Origin of the sequence: Nitratireductor sp. OM-1 (assembly GCF_003296175.1) — a bacterium.
Taxonomy (GTDB): domain Bacteria; phylum Pseudomonadota; class Alphaproteobacteria; order Rhizobiales; family Rhizobiaceae; genus Nitratireductor; species Nitratireductor aquimarinus.
In genome coordinates, this window is sequence record NZ_CP029208.1 from 3,353,429 (window position 1) to 3,374,078 (window position 20,650).

A 20,650-nucleotide genomic window follows, 5' to 3' on the forward strand; every position below is an offset into this window, starting at 1 on the left:
CCAAACCTGCGTCAGGCTGCCCGCTCGATGCGGATAACCTGGGGCTTGTCGACCATGTGACCGTCCGCAATCACACCATCCACCGCCTTGCGCACGGCTTCCTCGGTGGTCTCATGGGTCACGAGAATCACGTTCTTCTGATCCTCCGGCAGACCGCCATCGGCGTGCTGAACGATGGATTCCAGCGAAATCTCGTTGTCGGCCATACGCTTGGCAATGGCTGCGAACACGCCGGCGCGGTCATGCACGGTCATGCGGATAAAGTAGCCGCCCTCATGCGCACGCATGCGCGCACGCTGGTAAGGCTTCAGCTTCGCGGCCGGACGCCCGAACACCGGGCCATGCTGGAAGCCGGGCCGGCTCTTGGCGATATCCGCCATGTCGCCGATCACGGCAGAGGCCGTCGCATTGCCGCCGGCGCCGGGGCCGGAGAGCAAGAGCTCGCCCAGAACATCGGTCTCGATTGCCACGGCGTTGGTCACGCCGTGCACCTGAGCGATCACGGACTGCGTGGGAACCATGGTCGGGTGCACGCGCTGCTCGATGCCGCTGTCGGTGCGCTGCGCGACGCCCAGAAGCTTGATGCGGTAGCCGAGTTCGCTGGCGGCGCGAATATCGGCCTGGCTGATGTTGGAAATGCCTTCCATGTAGATGTCGTCAGCCGAGATCTGGCAGCCAAAGGCAAGGCTCGTGAGGATCGAGAGCTTGTGCGCCGTGTCGTGTCCCTCGATATCGAAGGTCGGATCGGCTTCGGCATAACCAAGACGCTGAGCCTCTGCGAGGCAGTCCTCAAAGGAAAGCCCCTCTTCTTCCATCCGCGTCAGAATGTAGTTGGCCGTACCATTCATGATGCCGAACACGCGGCTCACATCATTACCGGCCAGCGCTTCGCGCATGGTCTTGATGACCGGAATGCCTCCAGCGACCGCCGCCTCATAGTTGAGGAGAACGCCCTTTTCCTCAGCAATCGTCGCCAGCGCCACGCCATGTTTGGACAGAAGCGCCTTGTTGGCGGTCACCACGTGATGACCGGCCTCAAGCGCTGCCTTCACCGCGTCATAGGCAGGGCCGCTATCGCCGCCGATCAGTTCGACGAACACGTCGATATCAGACGAACGGGCGAGCTCCACCGGATCATCGAACCACTTTGCATTGCCGAGATCGACGCCACGGTCACGGGTTCGGTCGCGCGCCGAGACAGCCGTGAGCGTCATCATGCGTCCGCATTGCCTGGTCAGTTCCGCTTCCTTCTCCGTCATGCAGCGCACGACAGAAGCTCCTACGGTTCCCAAACCCGCAATTCCAATACGCAACGCTTCGGACATGATGCGGCGTGCTCCTTCTTGAACAGTCTGTAAGTGGGACTCAGCGACGGGCGCCGAGCGGGATGACGTTGTCGGTGTTTTCGGGCGCCGTTGCAAGGAAGCGCTTGATGCTGCGCGCCGCCTGGCGAATCCGGTGCTCGTTCTCCACCAGTGCAATGCGCACATACTGATCGCCAAACTCGCCGAAACCGATGCCCGGCGCGACCGCCACCTCCGCCTTTTCGACCAGCAGCTTGGAAAACTCAAGCGAGCCAAGCGCGCGATAGGCTTCGGGGATCGGCACCCAGGCAAACATGGTGGCCGGCGGAGGCGGAACCTCCCAGCCTGCGCGACCAAAAGACTCGACGAGCACATCGCGGCGGCGGTGATAGACCTCGCGCACCTCTTCGATCTCGGAGCCATCGGAATTGAGCGCGGCGGCAGCAGCCACCTGGATCGGCGTGAACGCGCCATAGTCCAGATAGGACTTCACCCGCGAGAGCGCTGCGATCAGACGCTCATTGCCAACCGCAAACCCCATGCGCCAGCCGGGCATGGAGAAGGTCTTCGACATGGAGGTGAACTCCACCGTCACATCCATTGCGCCCGGAACCTCCAGAACGGAGGGCGGCGGGTTGCCATCGAAATAGATTTCCGAATAGGCAAGATCCGACAGAATGATGAGGTCATTCTTGCGGGCGAACGCAACGACGTCCCTGTAGAAATCGAGCGACGCCATACAGGCCGTCGGATTTGACGGATAGTTGAGGATCAGCGCCAGCGGCTTTGGCGTCGAATAGCGCACCGCGCGTTCAAGCGCGGGAATGAAATTCTCATCCGGCTCGGCGGGAATGGCGCGCACGACGCCGCCCGACATGATGAAGCCGAATGTATGGATCGGATAGGTCGGGTTCGGGCAAAGAACCACATCGCCCGGCGCGGTGATCGCCTGGGCCATGTTGGCAAAACCTTCCTTCGAGCCAAGCGTCGCGACAATCTGGGTCTCGGGATCAAGCTTCACACCAAAGCGGCGCTCATAATAAGCCGCCTGCGCACGGCGCAATCCCGGAATGCCCCGGGAAGAAGAATAGCGATGCGTGCGCGGATCGCGCACCACGTCGCACAGCTTGTCGACAATGGCCTGCGGCGTCGGCAGGTCGGGATTGCCCATTCCGAGATCGATGATGTCCGCGCCGCGCGCTCGCGCGCTGGCTTTCAGGCGGTTTACCTGTTCGAAAACATAAGGCGGAAGCCGGCGGATCTTATGGAATTCTTCCATCATCGTACCTCAAAACGGGATGCGCGATGCCGCGCCCGGTCCTCATATACCCAATCCCGTCAACGGTCGAGAGCAGGAACCCTGTCCCTACTCGGTCTTTTCGATTTCCTGAAGCTGCCGCTCGGCATGGGTTTTCGCCAGATTGCGCAGACGGCGCGCCTCGGCATCCGCATTATTTGCCGGCGCACTGTTCTCCAGCCTTTGCCGCGTCGCTGTCAGGTCGCGCATCAGCGCATCCTTTTCCGAAGGCGCGATGGGCGCAGTCGCCGAGGCCGGCGGCACATTCAGGTCAGGATAAGCGCCGGTCACATTTGCACCCGGTGTGGGCGCACCTGGTGTCGGCTTCTGCGACGGCGTTGCCGCCGTGCGCGGGGCGGGTTGTGGAACCACTGGCGGCGTGCGGAGGGCGGCGGCGGGCGCGGCATCCTCCAGGCTTGCGCTCATGCACCCCCCCAGAATCGGCGGCAACGCAACCACCGGAGCGAGAAGCGCGACTGCGCGAAAAAAACCGCCGTGAGATTTGATTTTCATATTCTCTTCCGATTCAAGCCACTACCATGCATGATGGCAGAGGGGGAGCCTCCCGTCAGATTATGTTAACACCGCGCCCGTTGAAAGGCGCGTTTAGGTTGTAGGCGCAGAACATGGCTCATGAAAAGCAGACCAATGGCGCAGAAAACCAAGCAGACAGCACGGTAGAGCAGTATTTCGCAAAAGATCCGCAGCGTTTTGCGCAGAATCTGGCGCAGGCGCTCGAAGAGCTCGGCAAGGCGGCCGCCTCCTGGAGGCAGGCCCGTGAAAGTGGCGAATCGACCGACATTTCCGCAGCGCCCCTCGCCGACATGGTCAAAACGTTCTCCCGCGTCAGTGAATACTGGCTGAGCGATCCGGCGCGCGCACTGGAGGCGCAGACGCGGCTCTTTGGCGAGTTCATGGGCATCTGGGCGAATGCGATCCGCCGCATGAGCGAAGACAACATCGCCGACTATGCGCCGGCATCCGACAGGGACAAGCGGTTTCAGGACCCCGAATGGGGCCGCAACGCCTTTTTCAGCTTCCTGAAACAGGCCTATCTGGTCACCGCGCGCTGGGCGGCCGACCTGGTTGATGGAGCCGACAATCTGGATGAGGCGACGCGCCACAAGGCCCGCTTCTATGTCGAGCAGATGAGCCAGGCCCTCTCGCCGTCAAACTTCCTGCTCACCAATCCCGAGCTTTACCGTGAAACCATGGCGAGCGACGGCGAAAATCTCGTGCGCGGCATGCGCATGCTCGCCGAGGACATCGCCGCCGGCAAGGGCGACCTGAAACTGCGCCAGTCCGACGCCTCCAAGTTCAAGGTGGGCGAGAACATCGCCACCACGCCGGGCAAGGTCATCGCCCGCAACCGGCTTGTGGAAGTGCTGCAATACGAGCCGACCACCAAGAAAGCTTTCAAGCGGCCCTTGCTCATCGTGCCGCCATGGATCAACAAGTTCTACATTCTCGACCTCAACCCCAAGCGCTCCTTCATCCGCTGGGCGGTGGAACAGGGCCACACGGTGTTTGTCATCTCGTGGATCAACCCGGATGAGCGCCACGCCTGTCTGGACTGGGGTGATTACATTGATGAGGGCATTCGCTTCGCGCTCGACACGATCGAACAGGCAACGGGCGAGAAGCAGGTCAACGCAATGGGCTATTGCGTGGGCGGCACACTGCTTGCCGCAGGCCTCGCGCTGATGGCGGCGGAGGGTGAGCAACGCATCGCGTCTGCAACCTTCCTGACGACGCAGGTGGACTTCACCTTTGCCGGTGATCTCAAGGTCTTTGTCGATGAAGAGCAGATAAAGGCGCTGGACGCGGCAATGCGTGAACGCGGCTTTCTGGACGCCACACGCATGGCCACCGCCTTCAACATGCTGCGCGCGGGCGACCTGATCTGGCCCTATGTGGTCAACAACTACCTGCGCGGTCAGGCGCCCCTGCCCTTTGACCTTCTCTACTGGAACTCCGATTCCACCCGGCTCGCAGCGGCGAACCACTCCTATTACCTGCGCAACTGCTATCTGGAGAACAATCTCTCGCAGGGTCGCGCGGTGCTGCGCGGCAGGACGCTGCATCTGGAAGATGTCGACATACCGATCTTCAACCTCGCAACCCGCGAGGATCACATCGCGCCTGCGAAATCCGTCTTCCTGGGAAGCCGTTTCTTCGGCGGACCGGTGGAGTTCGTGCTTGCGGGATCCGGCCACATCGCCGGTGTGATCAACCCACCCGAAATGAAGAAATACCAGTTCTGGAGCGGGCCGAAGCCTGAAGGCGAACTGGACGACTGGATGGCGCAGGCGAAGGAGAACGCGGGCTCCTGGTGGCCCAGATGGCACGAATGGATCACCGGCCTCGACAAGGAAGAGGTAAAGGCGCGCAAACCCGCAAAAGGCAAGAAAGCTCTGGCCGACGCACCCGGAGATTATGTTCGCACCCGCGCCTGATCACGCCCTTGGATCAGGACCAAAACCTTGATCACGCGTTGTAACCGAACGAAAGAAGCTTTTACGCACCGAGCCGGGTCTCTGGCCTATGCTTAAAAGCTAACATGTTGTTGCCTTAATTGTTTTCTAACGCCTATGATAGTTATCCACATGGGGACCAAGATTCGTTAGCAGACAAACGGTGGCTGCATGCCGGTAACCGGGCATGGGTTGTTTGGTTCGTGAATTCATATGAGGGGGCAGACTTCTGTTGCTGGGGGACGAGAGCGGAAAGCGCTGTATGAAGTTGATGAGTTGCGGGCGTGCGAGCCTTGCCAGCGTTCTTTGCGCTCTTTTTCTTGCTTCATGCTCCACCACATCAGATCCGGTAACGCAGTTCGGCCTGACACCGACCGATTTGCAGGTGAGCGCCGGCGAAGAAGGGTTTGAGGCCAGCGACAGCGACCTTATTGCCGCAGCACCTGGCGAAGAGAATGCCGCTGAAGGCAGCAGTGTTCCACTCCCGGCAGCGCGCCCCGGCTCCCAAACGGCGGCAGCCTCTACCCCGGAACCCCAGACACAGACCGCTCAGACGAATGAGCAGCCCCCGGCCGGCGAGACAGCGCCGGTAGAGACCGCAGCGCAACAGGCTGCCGAAACCACGACACAGACAGCCGCCGCAGAGGTTCCCCAGCCTGCAGCGCGCCCGGCGGAAACAGAAACTGCGGAGGCCGAAGCCGTCGCAGCAGCCGAGGCGGAAGCATCCGCCAAGAAACAGACTTTCCTAGCCGCATTCTTCTCGGCTCGCGAACCGAAGGCCGCCCAGGCTGCGGAAAGAGCGGCCCGCCCGCTCATCGACCCGAAGAAGACGCAAAAGAAGGTCGAAGAGAAACCCAAAGTGGTTCTCGCCGCCACCTCCGAGAGCCGGCCCGTGACAGCATCCCTCGGCACAGGCGCCGCCCTGCCCGGCGTGCGTCAGGGTGACAGCCTGTTCGAATTCTCGAGCAAGTCCGGCGCGGACGATGATGCCGACGCCGACATTTACGAAGAAGAGCCCGCCTATCAGGTCGCCTCTGCGGCCGGCATGGCGCGCCTTGCGCCCAATGGCCTCCTCAAGCAGCGCGAAAGCGTCGACACTGCCTGCCTGAAGCCAGCGCTCGTTGGCATGCTCAAGGCCATTGAGCGCCACTATGGCAAGCGAATCGTCGTCACCTCCGGCTATCGCAGCCCCAACTACAACCGTCGCGTCCGCGGCGCCCGCAAGTCGCTGCACATGTATTGCGCGGCAGCCGACATTCAGATTTCCGGCGTCAGCAAATGGGAGCTGGCCAAGTTCGTTCGCTCCATGCCGGGCCGTGGTGGTGTAGGCACCTATTGCCACACGAAATCCGTGCATGTGGACGTCGGTCCGGAGCGCGATTGGAACTGGCGCTGCCGCCGCAGAAAATAATTTTGAAAAAAATGCATGTTCCATCAATTGATGGGTTGCCCCATGCAGCGAAGCTTACTATAAGCCGTCTCGTTCTCGAGCGCGCCCATCGTCTAGCGGTCTAGGACGCCGCCCTTTCACGGCGGAAACACGGGTTCGAGTCCCGTTGGGCGTGCCAGTTTCTTTCCCGAAATTGCACATAGTAAAACGTCAGCCGAATGCTTCGGTTTGACCCGCTCTCGCAGTCCGCGTACTTGTCGGATGCAGATGTCTTCGACACATGGCCAGTCGCCTACCGTCGAGACCTTGGGAGAAAGGCGGGGAGAATGCAGGGCGTACTGACCGCCATTTCGAATACGCTCGGCTTTGCAGCCTCGCATGCGCGATTCTTTCTGATAGCCGGGCTTGTGGCGGGAATCGCTTCTCCGGCAGCAGCACACGCCGCAAAGCCATGGATTGCGGAAATGATCGCCGGCCTGCTCTTTCTTGCAGCGCTGCGCGTCGGCCCCAGAGCCCTCATCGGCGCATTGAGCGACCTGAGGCAGTCACTGGTCGCCACGCTCGCCTTTCAGCTGGCGCTTCCCCTCGCTTTCGCCCTCTTCTTCCTCGCCATCGGCTGGACCGGCGTTCTGCCCACCGCTCTGGTGCTCATGGCCGCAGCCGCGCCCGTTTCCGGCAGCCCACATCTGGCGATCATGACGGGAAACGATCCCGCACCGGTCATGCGGGTCATGACGCTCGGCACCGCGCTCCTGCCACTCACCGTTCTGCCCGTATTCTGGCTCACGCCCACGCTGGGGAGCGCTGACGTGATTCTGGCGGCCGCAGGCCGTCTGCTGGCCGTTATCGCGCTGGCGGTCTCTGCTGCCTTCCTGCTGCGCCGATTCGCGTTACGCAGTCCCGGCCCCGGCGCCATACGCTCGATAGACGGTCTTTCCGCGATTCTCATGGGTGTGGTCGTTGTGGGGCTCATGTCCGCCGTTGGCGAAACCCTGCTGGTCGACCCCGCTCTTGTGGGCCTCAACCTCGCCATTGCCTTCGCCGCGAACTTTCTTCTCCAGCTTGCCGTGACCACGCTTCTGGAACGCTCCGGCTCCAAAGCCATTGCAGCGCCTCTGGGCATTGCAGCCGGCAACCGCAATATCGGCCTCTTCCTCACTGCGCTTCCTGCGAGCGTCACCGATTCACTTCTGCTCTTTATCGGCTGCTATCAGATCCCCATGTATCTGACGCCGCTCGTGCTCGGCCGTTATTACCGTAAGCGCGCAGCGATCAGTGCCCACCGCCAGCCGTCCACCTGAATCAGCGCTTGCAGAAGCCCACGCAACCCGCTGAAAAGACTCCCCCCTTCGGAAAGACCCAAATGCAGTTTCCAGAGCCCCTGATCGAAGCCCGGCTGATCCGCCGCTACAAGCGCTTCCTGGCCGATGTCATCCTGCAGGATGGAACGCAGACAACGGTTTCGGTGCCCAACACCGGCTCCATGCTGGGCCTGACCGCCGAAGGGTCACGCGTCTTTCTCTCCCACTCCGACGATCCCAAGCGCAAATACGCCCATCGCCTGGAGATCGTGGAGGCGGACGACACGCTGGTCGGAATCAACACCGGCCTGCCCAACAGGCTCGCCGAAGAAGCAATCCGCGCCGGCCTCGTTTCCGATCTTGCCGCCTACCCCGTCCTGAAGCGCGAGCAACGCTACGGAGAGCGCTCGCGCATCGACATGCTTCTGGAGGCTGCAGACCGCGCCTGCGCCTATGTGGAGGTCAAGAACGTCCACTTCATGCGCGAGCCGGGGCTGGCCGAGTTCCCCGACACGGTCACGGAGCGCGGCGCGCGGCACCTGCATGAGCTCATCGGCATGCGCGCCGCCGGCCACCGCGCAATCATGATCTATCTGGTGCAGCGCGGCGACTGCGACCGCTTCCGCCTCTGTGGCGATCTGGACCCCGCCTATGCTGCGGCTTTTGCGCAGGCCAGCGCCGCCGGGGTTGAAGCTTACGCCATCAAATGCCAAATCACCCCTGAAGCCATCCGCCCGGATCGTCTGATAGACATCGTGCGATAAAAGCCGCAAAATCCGGCACAACGATTATTGAACAAAGCGCAAGCGAACCAAAGCCCCATGGTCACCTATCTCGAAGCAGACTCCGCCCCCATGCGTAATACCGGCCAGATCCGCCTTTACGGCGAAGAGGGCTTTGAAGGCATGCGCAAGGCGTGCAACCTCACGGCGCGCTGCCTTGATGAGCTGGCGGATCGCGTCGCGCCGGGCGTGACGACCAACGAGATCGACCGTTTCGTCTTCGAGTTCGGCATGGACCATGGCGCCATTCCCGCGACGCTCAACTATCGCGGCTACACAAAGTCCACCTGCACCTCGATCAACCATGTGGTCTGCCACGGCATTCCAGACAACAAGCCGCTGCGCGAAGGCGACATCGTGAACATCGACGTCACCTACATTCTCGACGGCTGGCACGGCGATTCGAGCCGCATGTATCCGGTCGGCACGATCAAGCGCGCGGCCGAACGGCTACTCGAAGTCACGCATGAATGCCTCATGCGCGGCATCGCCGCCGTAAAGCCTGGCGCACGCACCGGCGCAATCGGCGCCGCCATCCAGTCCTATGCGGAAGGCGAGCGCTGCTCCGTGGTGCGCGATTTCTGCGGCCATGGCCTCGGACAGCTGTTCCACGACGCGCCGAACATTCTGCACTATGGCACTCCGAGCGAAGGCGTCGAGATGCGGCCTGGCATGATCTTCACCATCGAGCCGATGATCAATCTGGGTCGTCCGCATGTGAAGGTGCTCTCGGATGGCTGGACGGCTGTGACGCGCGACCGCTCACTTTCGGCTCAGTATGAGCACTCGATCGGCGTCACCGAAACCGGTTGTGAAATCTTCACCCTTTCGCCTGCAGGGCTCGACCGCCCCGGCCTCTCCGCCTAAACTGCTCTACCGGTGCGTGCAGTCCGTTACGGACTCACGCCTGTTTGAGCGGTGCAAGGGGGAGGCACTTATGGGCAGGCAGGACGAGCACACATTCTTTGCTGAAGGGCCAGTCGGACCGACCACAAAGATAGAACGCGCAAAGCCAGCGCGAAAACCGCACTATCATGGCCATCGAGACAGGTTACGGCAGCGCTTCGCCGACAATGGAAGCGAAGCGCTTCTGGATTACGAGCTTCTCGAACTCTTCCTCTTCCGCTCCATTCCCCGCGCAGACACCAAGGGGCCGGCCAAGGCCCTTCTGGAGCGCTTCGGCTCGCTTCCCGAAGTGCTCGGCGCGCCAGAGCGCCTTCTGCAGGAAGTGGAAGGCATTGGCGAGGCTGCCGCACGCGATCTCAAGATTGCTGCTACCCTCGCCCGACGCATGCTGAAAGCCGAACTGCGCGGCCGCCAACTGCTGACCTCCTGGTCACAGGTCATCGACTATTGCATGGCCTCCATGGCGCATGAGCAGATAGAGCAGTTTCGAGTCCTGTTCCTCGACAAGAAGAATCAGCTCATTGCCGACGAAGTGCAGCAGACCGGCACGGTCGATCACACGCCGGTCTATCCGCGCGAACTCGTTCGGCGCGCGCTGGAACTGTCGGCGAGCGCCGTGGTGCTGGTGCACAACCACCCATCGGGCGACCCGACGCCGTCACGCGCCGATATCGAGATGACCAAGACCATCGTGCAAACCGCGACGCCGCTCGGCATCGCCGTGCATGATCACATCATCATCGGCAAGAACGGCCATGTAAGCTTCAAGGGGCTGCAGCTCTTCTAGCCTGCTCGTTTTCGCCAGCGCGAAACGGGAAGCCCCGCCAGACAGCAATGGCAGAGCAGCGCTGCTACGCGGCTCCCATTGCCGGCAAGGCATGCAGAAATGCATCGCACCCATGCTAAAAAGCATAACTCATTGATATTTTTGGAATTTTGACTCTGGTCAAATTCCACCTCGAACCTCCGGGCTACGACTTTCGTAGCAATGCCTGCCTGCAGATTCGCGGGCTAGCCAAACTCATTGGAGGTCACATGGATCTTGCAAGACGGATGTTCATGGGGCAGCTCGCGCGGCTTGCCGCGGGCGCCAGCCTCGTGCCACTGGCCACGGTGGCGGAAGCCGCCATCAACGACCAGCCGCCGCGTCGCGGCGGTGATCCCACAAAGCGCTACGCCATGCTGATCGACCTGCGCCGCTGCATCGGTTGCCAGGCCTGCACGGTCTCGTGCCATCTGGAAAACGATGCGCCGCTGGGCAAGTTCCGCACCATCGTGTCGCAATATGAGGTCGACGATCCGGAGACGGGCGACATGTCGACCTTCTTCCTGCCGCGGCTGTGCAATCACTGCGACAACCCGCCCTGCGTGCCGGTCTGCCCGGTGCAGGCCACCTATCAGCAGGAAGACGGCATCGTCGTCGTCGATGCGGAACGCTGCGTCGGCTGCGCCTATTGCGTACAGGCCTGCCCCTATGATGCGCGCTTCATCAACGACAAGACGCAGACCGCCGACAAGTGCACATTCTGCACCCACCGGCTGGAAGCCGGTCTTCTGCCGGCCTGTGTTGAAAGCTGCGTCGGCGGCGCGCGCATCATCGGCGATCTGAACGATCCCGAAAGCACCATTGCCCGCATGATCGCCGAGCACCGGGACGAATTGCAGGTTCTGCAGCCCGAAAAGGGAACGCTGCCGCACGTCTTCTATCTCGGCATGGATGAACGCTTCGTCGACCGCCCCGAGGCCTTCGCCTCGATCTGGGAAATCCGTGGCACGGACAATGAGGAGTTGCACTATGAATTCAGCGGTCATTGAGATCCTCGCGCCACGCTACCAGATCGCCTGGTACCCATGGGCCGTGCAGTACTTTTTCATGATTGCGCTGGCCTATGCCTCGCTCTGGCTGGCCCTGCCGGGTCTTCTCGGCGCACGCCGCTGGAAGGCGACGGCGCGCTATGCGCTCCTTGGCGCGATGACAACCGCCATCGTTGCCCCCATCGCGCTTCTGGCCGATCTGCATCAGCCGCTGCGGTTCTGGCATTTTTATGCCTACTTCACACCGTGGTCGTGGATGTCCATCGGCAGCCTCATGCTGCCGCCCTTCGTCTTCGCGATCATAGCGCTCGCCTGGCTTGTCTGGCGCGAGCCCATGCTGGCCTGGCGCACGCGTGACGACATGACCGGCCTCATCGCCCGCATCGCCACGCTTGGCGGCTGGCAGACCCCGCGCTTCGCAGTCGTTGCACTTGCGCTGTTCGCCGCCGTGATGTCGTTCGCCATTGCCATTTATACCGGCAGCGAAGTCGCCATCCTCAAAGGTCGTCCGCTGTGGAACACGCAATGGCTCCTGCCCTTCTTCGCAGCCACCGGCTTCATCGGCGCTGCCGGTCTGGTGCTCGTGCTCAACCGCTTCACCGGCACGCGCGACGCCGACACCGACCGCAACATGCTGATGGTGGTTGTCGCCGCCGCGGTGGTGACGGCGCTTGTGGCCCTTGCCTGGGCGCTTGAGGGCATCTTCGTGGAAGACAGCTCCGTCGCAGCCGCCATCCAGTCGGTGCGCCACAGCGCCGAATGGCGCTCCACGGCCATCTGGAGCCTCTCCGTCGGCGCATCCATGACGCTTGTCAGCTTCCTGCTCGTATGGCGCAACGGCGCGCGCATCTGGGGCTGGGTCATCGGGCTGGTGGCGCTGCATCTCGCCTGGATGGCCCGCTGGAACGTGCTGATGGACGTGCAGACGGTGCAGAAGCAGACCGCTGGCTATCTCGAATATGTGGTTGGCTGGGGTTCCAGCGGCTGGCTCGGCGTGATCGGAACCTTCGGGCTCTGGATCGCCCTCCTGCTTGTGATCGACATGTTCGTACCGTGGAAACAGGCGCTCGACGGCCCCGCCGACGCGCCCGCAGAAAAGACCGACATCTCCGCCAAGGGAGTTCCCAGCCATGGATAAGAACCGCCGCAACCTGCTCAAGGGTGGCGTTGCCGCCGCCGGCGCAGCCACTTTCGTCGCCGGCTATTCCGAGCCGCTGACCCGCATGGCCAAGGGCCTGACCGGCAGCTCGGGCGAAAAGCCCCGCCACCCCGTCTACGGCAATGCGCTCGATCCCGAATACAGGGTCGATCTCGAAACCGGCGCGATGGAGCTCAATCCCGACCAGCGCGTCGCCTTCACCGTCTGCTATGGCTGCACCACCAAATGCGGCGTGCGGGTGCGCATCGACAACAACACCGAAGAGGTGCTGCGCTCGATCGGCAACCCGTTCAACCCGCTGTCCTCGGAAGAGCACACCGACGAGACCATGCCGGTCAAGGATGCGCTCCTGCGCACCACCGCCTACGCCGACCAGGGCTGGGCCAACCGCTCCACCACCTGCGCGCGCGGCAATGCCATGATCGCGCAGATGACCAGCCCGCAGCGCGTCACCGCGTGCCTGAAGCGCACGGGAAAACGCGGCGAAGGCAAGTGGGAGACGATCAGCTTCGAGCAGCTCATTGAGGAAATCGTCGAGGGCGGCGATCTGTTCGGCGAAGGCCAGGTGGACGGACTTGCCGCGATCAACGACTATGAAACGCCGCTCGACCCGGAAAACCCCGAATACGGCCCCATGACCAACCAGCTTCTGGTCATGGAAGCCACCGATTATGGACGTTCGGCCCTTCTGCGCCGTTTCTCCGACAAGGCGTTCGGCACCCGCAATTATGGCCATCACGGCTCCTATTGCGGCCTCGCCTTCCGCATGGGCGCGGGCGCGATGATGAACGATCTCGCCAAGAACGCCCATGTAAAGCCCGACTATGAAAAGGCCACGTTCGGCCTGTTCGTCGGCACCGCGCCATCACAGGCAGGCAACCCGTTCAAGCGGCAGGGACGGCTTCTGTCCAAGGCGCGTGTCGACGGTTCGCTCGAATACATGGTCGTGGATCCGGCGCTGAACGCCTCGGTCGCGCGCGCCGCCGGCAAACGCGCCAACTGGGTGCCGGTCAAGCCGGGCACCGATGCCGCGCTCGGCATGGCGCTCATCAAGCTCCTGTTCGACAATGAAGGCTATGCGGCCGACTATCTGGCCATCCCCAACCCGGATGCCGCCAAAGCCGCCGGCGAGCCCTCCAACAGCAATGCGACGCATCTGGTTATCATCGATGAGAACCACCCGCGCGCCGGCGCTTTCCTGCGCGAGTCCGATCTCGGCCTGAAGGAAGCCGGTAGCGAGGACGATGCGCCCATGGTCGTGGATGCCAATGGCCAGATCGTGCCGGCCAACGCCGTCGATCAGGCAGCGCTCTTTGCCGCTGAGACCGTCACGCTGGCGGATGGCAACACCATTGAGGTGCGCACCGGCCTGCGTCTGCTTCGTGACGAGGCAGAAGCGCACACGCTGGACAAAATGTCCGAGACCTGCGGCATCCCCGTCGCGCGCATGCAGGAGATGGCCGACAAGCTGGCCGAGCATGGCCGCACCGCAGTGGTCGACTGCCATGGCGGCATGATGTCGGGTGCCGGTTTCTATGCAGCCTTCTCGCTGCAATTGCTCAACGTGCTTCTCGGCAACATCAACCACACCGGCGGCAATGCCCATGGCGGCGGCAATTTCAACGGCACTGCCGGAGGCCCCCGCTATGACCTCGCGGGCTTCGAAGGCGCGCGCAAGCCAAAGGGCGTGTTCCTGTCGCGCTCGCGCTTCCCCTATGAGAAGACGAGCGAGTTCAAGCGTCTCAAGGCCGAGGGCAAGAACCCCTACCCGGCCCGTGCGCCCTGGCGTCGGCTGGCGCCGCCGGTCCTGACCGACCACATCACCGCTGCCGTGGAAGGATATCCCTACCCGATCAAGGCGATGATCGGCGTCATGTGTAATCCGATGTACGGCCAGGCCGGCCTCAGGGCCGTGCTGTGCGACAAGCTTGCCGATCCCAAAGTGCTGCCGCTCTATGTGGCCGTGGATGGTTTCATCAACGAGACCAACACCTATGCCGACTACATCGTGCCGGATTCGGTCATGTATGAAGTCTGGGGCTTCACTGGCGCTTGGTCGGGCAATTTGACCAAGATGACCACGGCCTGCTGGCCCATCGTCGAGCCACGTCAAGCGAAGACGCAGGATGGCGAGCCCGTGAGCATGGACAGTTTCTTCATCGCGCTGTCCAAGCGTCTCGGCCTCAAGGGCTTCGGCGATGCAGCCATCACCGACGCCAATGGCGGCAAGCATCCGCTCAACCGGGTGGAAGACTTCTACCTGCGCGCGGCGGCCAACATCGCCTTCACCGGCGAGACGCTTCCCGACGCCAGCGAAGAAGACATCCGCTTCTCGGGCCTCGAACGCCTTCTGCCGGCCATCGAAGCCACCCTGCCGGCAGAAGAACACGGCCCCGTGGCGCATCTTTATTCGCGTGGCGGCCGGTTCCAGACTTTTGCCGACGCGCGCAAGGGGGATACGCTCGGCAATCTGTGGAAGCGCCAGCTCTGCGTCTGGAACGAGGATGTGGGCACCTGCGTCGACAGCATGACCGGCAAGCGCCTGTTCGGCACGGCAAAGCTGCAGCCGCCGGTCATGGCCGACGGTTCACCCATGCGCGATCACTTCACCGAGGAGGAATGGCCGATGCTCGCCTTCTCCTACAAGTCGAACGTGATGAACAGCTATGCCATCGGGCTTGAGCGGCTGCGCATGATCAAGCCCTACAACCCCATGCTCGTGAACAGCGAGGATGCGGCCGCGCTCGGTGTCACCCATGGTGACGAGATCGTGGTGGAAAGCCCCGGTGGCGCCATTCGCGGACTGGCGATCGTCACCAATGGCGTGATGCCCGGCACGATCGGCATCGAGCACAGTTTCGGCCATACGGAGCTGGGCGCGCGCGATCATGTGATCGACGACAGGACCATGGCCGGCAATCCGTGGATTGCGGCCGGCGTCAACATCAACGATCTGGGCTTTGCCGACCCGACACGGCAGACGCTCGGCACCTGGCTGGAGCCCGTGTCAGGCGCATCCGTGCGTCAGGGCCTGCCGATCCGGGTCCGTGCTGCCTGATCGAAGCCCGGAACAACGGTCTCAAGCCCTCGCGCCATGCGCGGGGGCTTTTTCTTGTAAACGCGGCATGCGCCCTGATTTGAGCGATGGAAGCAGTCGCGACCGGCGACGGGGCGGCTCTGTCGGCTCAGCTGTCAGGCAAAGTCGAGACGCATCAGCACTTCGTCAACAAATGCCCCCTCAACGCAGAGCGCCTTCTGATCAACCGCCCATTCCCTGAAACCCGCGCGCTGATACAGCCTTTTTGCCGCTTCGTTTGAAGCGGTCACGGAAAGCAGGACTGACTGGCAATCAACCATGGCCTCGTTGATGGCTGCCTGCAGCAGGTTTTTCGCCAGACCGGTGCCGCGACCAGAAGGAGCCACATACATCCCCCAGATGCTGGCCCTGTGTCTGATCTTGGCCGCCTTTTCCCTGCGGAGGCCGATGATCCCCTGCAAGGCTCCAGCGGCGTCAAATCCACCAAAAACGACATTCTCCGCCAAACGCGCGGCTGCCCGTTCGAGCGGCTGGGCAAGCTCATCATCAAACGAAGCGCCGAACGCTTCAGGATGCATCTTTAGCCCCTCGAGCCTCAGTACTCTGAACGCGCGCGCATCTTCGGCTCCAAGCCGCCTGATATTCATCTGCATGGCCTTCTCACAAGCACGAGCCTCCGCCCCCCCTTACCGGAGAGGAAAGTCGCCTCAACATGCCGCAAGCGACGTCTCACCGCGAAAGCTCCGCAGCCGCCAGTGCGGCAATCTTAAAATCCACTTCCGCCAATGGGTTCTCATCCTCGAGAAACCACGCCGCTGACAAGCCGGTCCATGCGAGAATCCACTGAAGCAGGGTGCGGCGCTCCACCTTCGCCGCTTCGGATACGACCGTCAGGCGTCGCTGAAAGCGGCCGGGCTGCGTTGCGACCGGTTGACTGGGGGCGCTCAAATCGGGGTTGGTGAAAATGTTCGCAAAGTCGAAGCCGCGATCACCCGTCAGGCCATGCGGATCGATGGCCAGCCAGCCCCGCTTGCCGAAATCAAGCACATTGCCGTGGTGCAAGTCGCCGTGAAGGACGACCTGCTCTTTTGGCTCGGCCAGAAGCTTTTGCGCTGTCTCAAGACAGTGGATCAGGATACCGCCATGCCTGGCCGCCGCCGGTTCGAGGCACCGGAACCAGCGCTTTAAAGGAACGAGTTCAGGCATGGGGCCGGGTCTGCTGCGATGCAGGCGGTTGGCGGTGGCGCAGAGAATACGGCAGGCCTCATCATCATCGTTGCCACGCGCCATGTCCGCCAGAGAGCGAGCGCCGGTGGCGCGCTCAAGAAGCAGAGCGCCTTCAGTGCACGCCAGAACCTCTGCCGCCCCGTCCCCGCTCCACCATGTCATAAGGCTCGCCCCGCGCTTCTGATCCGCGCTGGAGAACAGTTTGAGCATTGCCGGCTCGTCCCCTCGAAGCACCGGCAGAAGGTTCGCTGCCGGGGTAACGATCGGCTCACCATCAATGGCGAGCTTCCAAAGGCGCAGATACGGCTCGAACATCACAGTCTCTCCGGGCTCGTCCGAATACCGCAAGTGTCATATTCGGAAATCAGGCAGGTTCTTCGCATGCCCGCAGAAGAGCGGCAATGTCCACACCGTCGCACCGGCCCACAAGCCAGACAGCGCATAAAGAAAAAGGCCGCCCCGAAGGACGGCCTTTCTCGAACTTTCAAAAAGGAGAGGCTTATTCGCCCTCTTCCTTCTTCTTGGCAGCAGCCTTCTTCGGAGCGGCTTTCTTCTTCGGAGCAGCCTTCTCCTTCTTCGCCGGCTTCGCCTCGGTCTCGTCCTCGTCGTCAGCCATCAGCTCGTCGCGGGAGACCTTCTCGTCGGTAACCGCGATTTCAGCGAGCAGATGGTCGATGACCTTCTCCTCGAAGAGCGGCGCACGGATGTTGGCCATGGCCTGCGGGTTCTGACGATAGAACTCGTAGATTTCCTGCTGCTGGTGCGGCGGGTAGCGGCGGATCGATTCGATGAGCGCGCGCTGCATCTCTTCGTCGCCAACCTTGACCTCTGCCTTCTCGCCGATCTCGGAGAGAACCAGGCCCAGACGCACGCGGCGCTCAGCAAGACGCTGATACTCTTCGCGAGCCTCTTCCTCGGTCGTCTCTTCGTCTTCGAAGGAGCGGCCGGCAGCCTCAAGATCGCGGGTCACCTGGTTCCAGATGTTCTCGAACTCGGCTTCCACGAGCTTGGACGGCGCTTCGAACTTGTAAGCCTCGTCCAGCGCGTCGAGGATCTGACGCTTCGCCTTCTGGCGGGTCACCTGGCCAAACTGGTTCTCGAGCTGGCCACGAACGATCTCGCGCAGCTTGTCAGCCGATTCAAGGCCGAGCTGCTGTGCGGTCTCGTCGTTGATCTCCATCTCGTTGGGCTTGGAGACTTCTTTGACCTTGATGTCGAACTCGGCTTCCTTGCCTGCGAGATGCGCTGCCGCATACTCTTCCGGGAAGGTGACCTTGATCGTGCTCTCGTCGCCGGCCTTCAGGCCCACGAGCTGCTCTTCGAAACCGGCGATGAACTGGTTCATGCCGATCACGACCTCGGAATCCTCGGCAGCGCCGCCATCAAAAGCTTCGCCGTCGATCTTGCCGAGATAGTCGAGCTTGACCTTGTCGCCGTCAGCCGCCTTGCCCTTCTTCACCTCGTAGGTGCGGGCGGAGTCGGCAACGCGCTTGACCTGCTCTTCGACTTCCTCATCCGTCACGTCATAGACCTGACGCTTGATCTTGATGTCGGAGAAATCCTTCAGCTCGATCGGCGGAATGACTTCATAGGACATGGAGAATTCGAAGTCGGCATCGCCGGAGAGAACCTTGTCGGCTTCCTTCTCGTCCTCGGTCATCGAGATTTCCGGCTGAATGGCCGGCTTCTCACCGCGCTCGGTCAGGATGCTCTGCGTGCCTGCGAGGATCTCGTTCACGACTTCAGCCATGAAAGACTTGCCGTAGACGCGGCGCAGGTGCTGCGCGGGCACTTTACCGGGGCGGAAACCCTTGAGGTTCACCTTGTCCTTTGCGTCGTTGAGACGCTCAGCGAGGCGCGCCTCCATGTCCTTGGCAGGAACAACGACCTTAAGTTCGCGCTTGAGCCCTGAATTGAGAGTTTCGGTTACCTGCATCCATCATACCTTTGTATTCGCTTTTGCCGCCGCGTTCACGGCGCCCACCGCTCTTCCTGTCGGGGATACTTACCGGGAATGGCCCTTCTGGTGCGGGTGGAGGGACTTGAACCCCCACGGCTTGCGCCACAGGAACCTAAATCCTGCGTGTCTACCAATTCCACCACACCCGCTTCGAAAGACCCAAGGAACGCCTTAAGCTTCCGAAAGCGCGGGTTCTATATCACCTGCACCTAGTCTATCAAAGCAAAATTGGCAAGATTCAGGGCTTTTTTGATCGCTTCGGCCCCCTTGCGCATACCGGCTGCATCCCCCGCTCCCACCGTGCTTTTTATAAACCGATTAGAACCGCGCCAAACCCGAGCCATGCAGCAGCCGCAAAAAGGCCATGTTGCATTGCACAAATCGCATTGCTGTCATGCAACATTGTCACTTCAAAGCCGGGCGGCTTGGGACTATCTCCTGCTCACAAGACGAACACAGAATATTCGAACGAAGCGAGCAGCAAGATGAACATCATTCGCAACTACCGCAACTGGCGCCGTTACCGTCAGACCGTCAACGAGCTGAGCCGCCTGTCCAACCGTGAACTGAACGATTTGGGCATCTCCCGCGGCGACATCCCGTTCGTTGCACGCAAGTCTGTCTAAGGACAGCAGCTAATTCAGTTTCGCCAGGATTACCTCCTCCCAATCCTGACGGATATGACCGACAAACTCCTCCTCCCAATTGTCGGTCACCCAAAACAACCCCTGCCGAACCTCCTCCCTCGGCAGGGGTTGTAAAAAGGGCGGTAAGCCTCGTAAGAGCCCGCCAGACAGAGTTTTAGAGATTCCTTCGGAGTTATCCTCCTCCCAACTTCGAAGGAAACGACCGGCATCTCCTCCTCCCAATTGCCGGTCACCCTATAACGACACCCGCCGAACCTCCTCCCTCGGCGGGTGTTGTTTCCGGGCAGAGGCCTTCCTATATGGGCGCTGTCAGGATTTGAGTTTCATAGATTTCGTCCGGGTTACCTCCTCCCAACCCTGACGAATAGACCGGCAACCTCCTCCTCCCAAAATTGCCGGTCACCCTATAACGACACCCGCCGAAACTCCTCCCTCGGCGGGTGTTGTTTCCGGGCAGAAGCCTTCCTATATGGGCGCTGTCAGGATTTGAGCTTCATAGATTTCGTCCGGGTTACCTCCTCCCAACCCTGACGAATAGACCGGCAACCTCCTCCTCCCAAAATTGCCGGTCACCCTATAACGACACCCGCCGAAACTCCTCCCTCGGCGGGTGTCGTTTTTTTATCCCCTCCGCTTCCATGCACGCGCGCCGGACGCGCTATCGCTCGCCGCGCACGCCGCGCTTCTTCCACTCAGAAAGCTGCATGATGTCCGGCGCACCGCCAGCCGGCTCGTACCAGCTGTCGACAGCCCAGTCCCGGCCATCCTTCGCGCGCACCACGGCAGTGGCGTGCGGGTAGCGGATGTCGATGAAGAAGCCGCGTGCGGCGTTCCTGCGCACAGTGTGATGATGCAGCAACCCGTGGCGCTGCAGATAGGTCAGGAGCGTCCGCGTGTTGCGCGACTCGTCGATGCAGTCCATCTGGCCATAGACCCGTGCGCCGCCCGGTCCGGACTTCGCTCCATCACGCACGCCCATGGTCTGCGTCGCCAGTGTTTCGAAATAGCGGACCGCCTTGCTGATGGCCGCCCGTTCGGCGCTTGCGGAAGACCTGCCGCCCGCCATGATCGCGGCCAGCCGCTGCTTCGCAGCCGCCCCCAGATTCATGCTCTTCTTGTAGACACAGCCATAGCCGCTGCACAGATAGATGCGCTCCGCCTTCGCCGCCGCCGGCCCGGTCACACATGCCAGACACAGCGCCGCTGCAAGCAGCCCCGCCCGTGATGCTCCAAATTCCATTCGCACAGTATAAAACGCCCCTGTTGATTGCGAAACCGGATGGCAGAGCCGCCTCTATAATTGGTTAGCGCCACACGCCATCCACCGTTGCATTCCATGGTCCGGCGGCTT

17 protein-coding genes and 2 tRNA genes are annotated in these 20,650 nt (G+C 61.8%); 11 read left to right on the top strand and 8 right to left on the bottom strand.

The features are described from left to right. Positions 1–11: 11 nt before the first annotated feature. The 3 genes from DEJ54_RS16080 to DEJ54_RS16090 all read right to left on the bottom strand — a co-directional run bounded on the left by DEJ54_RS16080 (position 12) and on the right by DEJ54_RS16090 (position 3,027). A complete protein-coding gene (locus tag DEJ54_RS16080; protein WP_113155453.1) occupies positions 12–1,325 on the bottom strand; it encodes a homoserine dehydrogenase in 1,314 nt (437 codons plus the stop codon). Positions 1,326–1,365: 40 nt separating this feature from the next. Further along, positions 1,366–2,586 (bottom strand): LL-diaminopimelate aminotransferase, encoded by a 1,221-nt coding sequence (locus DEJ54_RS16085; RefSeq protein ID WP_204360823.1) that lies wholly within the window; start codon positions 2,584–2,586, stop codon positions 1,366–1,368. Positions 2,587–2,670: 84 nt separating this feature from the next. Next, complete coding sequence (locus tag DEJ54_RS16090) at positions 2,671–3,027, bottom strand: hypothetical protein (protein ID WP_162742324.1); 357 nt, start codon at positions 3,025–3,027, stop codon at positions 2,671–2,673. Between the two features lie 200 nt (positions 3,028–3,227). Here DEJ54_RS16090 and DEJ54_RS16095 point away from each other — a divergent pair, with 200 nt between their 5' ends. The 10 genes from DEJ54_RS16095 to DEJ54_RS16140 all read left to right on the top strand — a co-directional run bounded on the left by DEJ54_RS16095 (position 3,228) and on the right by DEJ54_RS16140 (position 15,486). Then, positions 3,228–5,057, top strand: coding sequence for an alpha/beta hydrolase (locus DEJ54_RS16095; RefSeq protein ID WP_113155455.1), 1,830 nt, complete (start codon positions 3,228–3,230; stop codon positions 5,055–5,057). 280 nt (positions 5,058–5,337) lie between these two features. After that, complete coding sequence (locus DEJ54_RS16100) at positions 5,338–6,486, top strand: YcbK family protein (protein ID WP_113155456.1); 1,149 nt, start codon at positions 5,338–5,340, stop codon at positions 6,484–6,486. Positions 6,487–6,567: 81 nt separating this feature from the next. Then, positions 6,568–6,643 (top strand) — tRNA-Glu (locus DEJ54_RS16105). A 148-nt stretch (positions 6,644–6,791) separates the two neighbouring features. Continuing rightward, positions 6,792–7,766, top strand: a complete 975-nt coding sequence (locus DEJ54_RS16110) for a hypothetical protein (RefSeq protein WP_245447585.1) — start codon at positions 6,792–6,794, stop codon at positions 7,764–7,766. 62 nt (positions 7,767–7,828) lie between these two features. Beyond that, positions 7,829–8,530, top strand: coding sequence for a DNA/RNA nuclease SfsA (gene sfsA, locus DEJ54_RS16115; RefSeq protein WP_113155457.1), 702 nt, complete (start codon positions 7,829–7,831; stop codon positions 8,528–8,530). Positions 8,531–8,587: 57 nt separating this feature from the next. Further along, a complete protein-coding gene (map, locus tag DEJ54_RS16120; protein ID WP_113155458.1) occupies positions 8,588–9,415 on the top strand; it encodes a type I methionyl aminopeptidase in 828 nt (275 codons plus the stop codon). Positions 9,416–9,485: 70 nt separating this feature from the next. Further along, positions 9,486–10,241 carry a DNA repair protein RadC gene (gene radC, locus DEJ54_RS16125; protein ID WP_113155459.1) on the top strand — a complete coding sequence of 252 codons (756 nt, stop codon included), beginning with the start codon at positions 9,486–9,488 and terminating at the stop codon, positions 10,239–10,241. 248 nt (positions 10,242–10,489) lie between these two features. Beyond that, a complete protein-coding gene (gene dsrO / locus DEJ54_RS16130) occupies positions 10,490–11,269 on the top strand; it encodes a sulfate reduction electron transfer complex DsrMKJOP subunit DsrO (RefSeq protein ID WP_113155460.1) in 780 nt (259 codons plus the stop codon). Then, entirely contained in the window at positions 11,250–12,407 is a 1,158-nt protein-coding gene (nrfD, locus tag DEJ54_RS16135) for an NrfD/PsrC family molybdoenzyme membrane anchor subunit (protein ID WP_113155461.1), read from the top strand. Before dsrO ends, nrfD begins: the two co-directional genes overlap by 20 nt. Then, positions 12,400–15,486 (top strand): molybdopterin dinucleotide binding domain-containing protein, encoded by a 3,087-nt coding sequence (locus DEJ54_RS16140; protein ID WP_113155462.1) that lies wholly within the window; start codon positions 12,400–12,402, stop codon positions 15,484–15,486. The genes nrfD and DEJ54_RS16140 overlap by 8 nt, the downstream gene beginning before the upstream one ends. A gap of 134 nt (positions 15,487–15,620) precedes the next feature. Here DEJ54_RS16140 and DEJ54_RS16145 read toward each other — a convergent pair whose 3' ends face one another. The 4 genes from DEJ54_RS16145 to DEJ54_RS16160 form a co-directional block, all read right to left on the bottom strand. Next, complete coding sequence (locus tag DEJ54_RS16145; RefSeq protein WP_113155463.1) at positions 15,621–16,118, bottom strand: GNAT family N-acetyltransferase; 498 nt, start codon at positions 16,116–16,118, stop codon at positions 15,621–15,623. 76 nt (positions 16,119–16,194) lie between these two features. Next, positions 16,195–17,007 carry an aminoglycoside phosphotransferase family protein gene (locus DEJ54_RS16150; protein ID WP_113155464.1) on the bottom strand — a complete coding sequence of 271 codons (813 nt, stop codon included), beginning with the start codon at positions 17,005–17,007 and terminating at the stop codon, positions 16,195–16,197. Between the two features lie 184 nt (positions 17,008–17,191). After that, a complete protein-coding gene (gene tig, locus DEJ54_RS16155; protein ID WP_113155465.1) occupies positions 17,192–18,628 on the bottom strand; it encodes a trigger factor in 1,437 nt (478 codons plus the stop codon). Positions 18,629–18,716: 88 nt separating this feature from the next. Further along, positions 18,717–18,801 (bottom strand) — tRNA-Leu (locus DEJ54_RS16160). A 336-nt stretch (positions 18,802–19,137) separates the two neighbouring features. Between DEJ54_RS16160 and DEJ54_RS16165 the strand changes: the two genes are divergently transcribed. Continuing rightward, a complete protein-coding gene (locus tag DEJ54_RS16165; RefSeq protein WP_008599151.1) occupies positions 19,138–19,278 on the top strand; it encodes a DUF1127 domain-containing protein in 141 nt (46 codons plus the stop codon). Between the two features lie 679 nt (positions 19,279–19,957). On the opposite strand, the gene DEJ54_RS16170 is transcribed toward DEJ54_RS16165, so the two are convergent. After that, positions 19,958–20,539 carry a hypothetical protein gene (locus tag DEJ54_RS16170; protein ID WP_245447587.1) on the bottom strand — a complete coding sequence of 194 codons (582 nt, stop codon included), beginning with the start codon at positions 20,537–20,539 and terminating at the stop codon, positions 19,958–19,960. Positions 20,540–20,650: the final 111 nt, after the last annotated feature.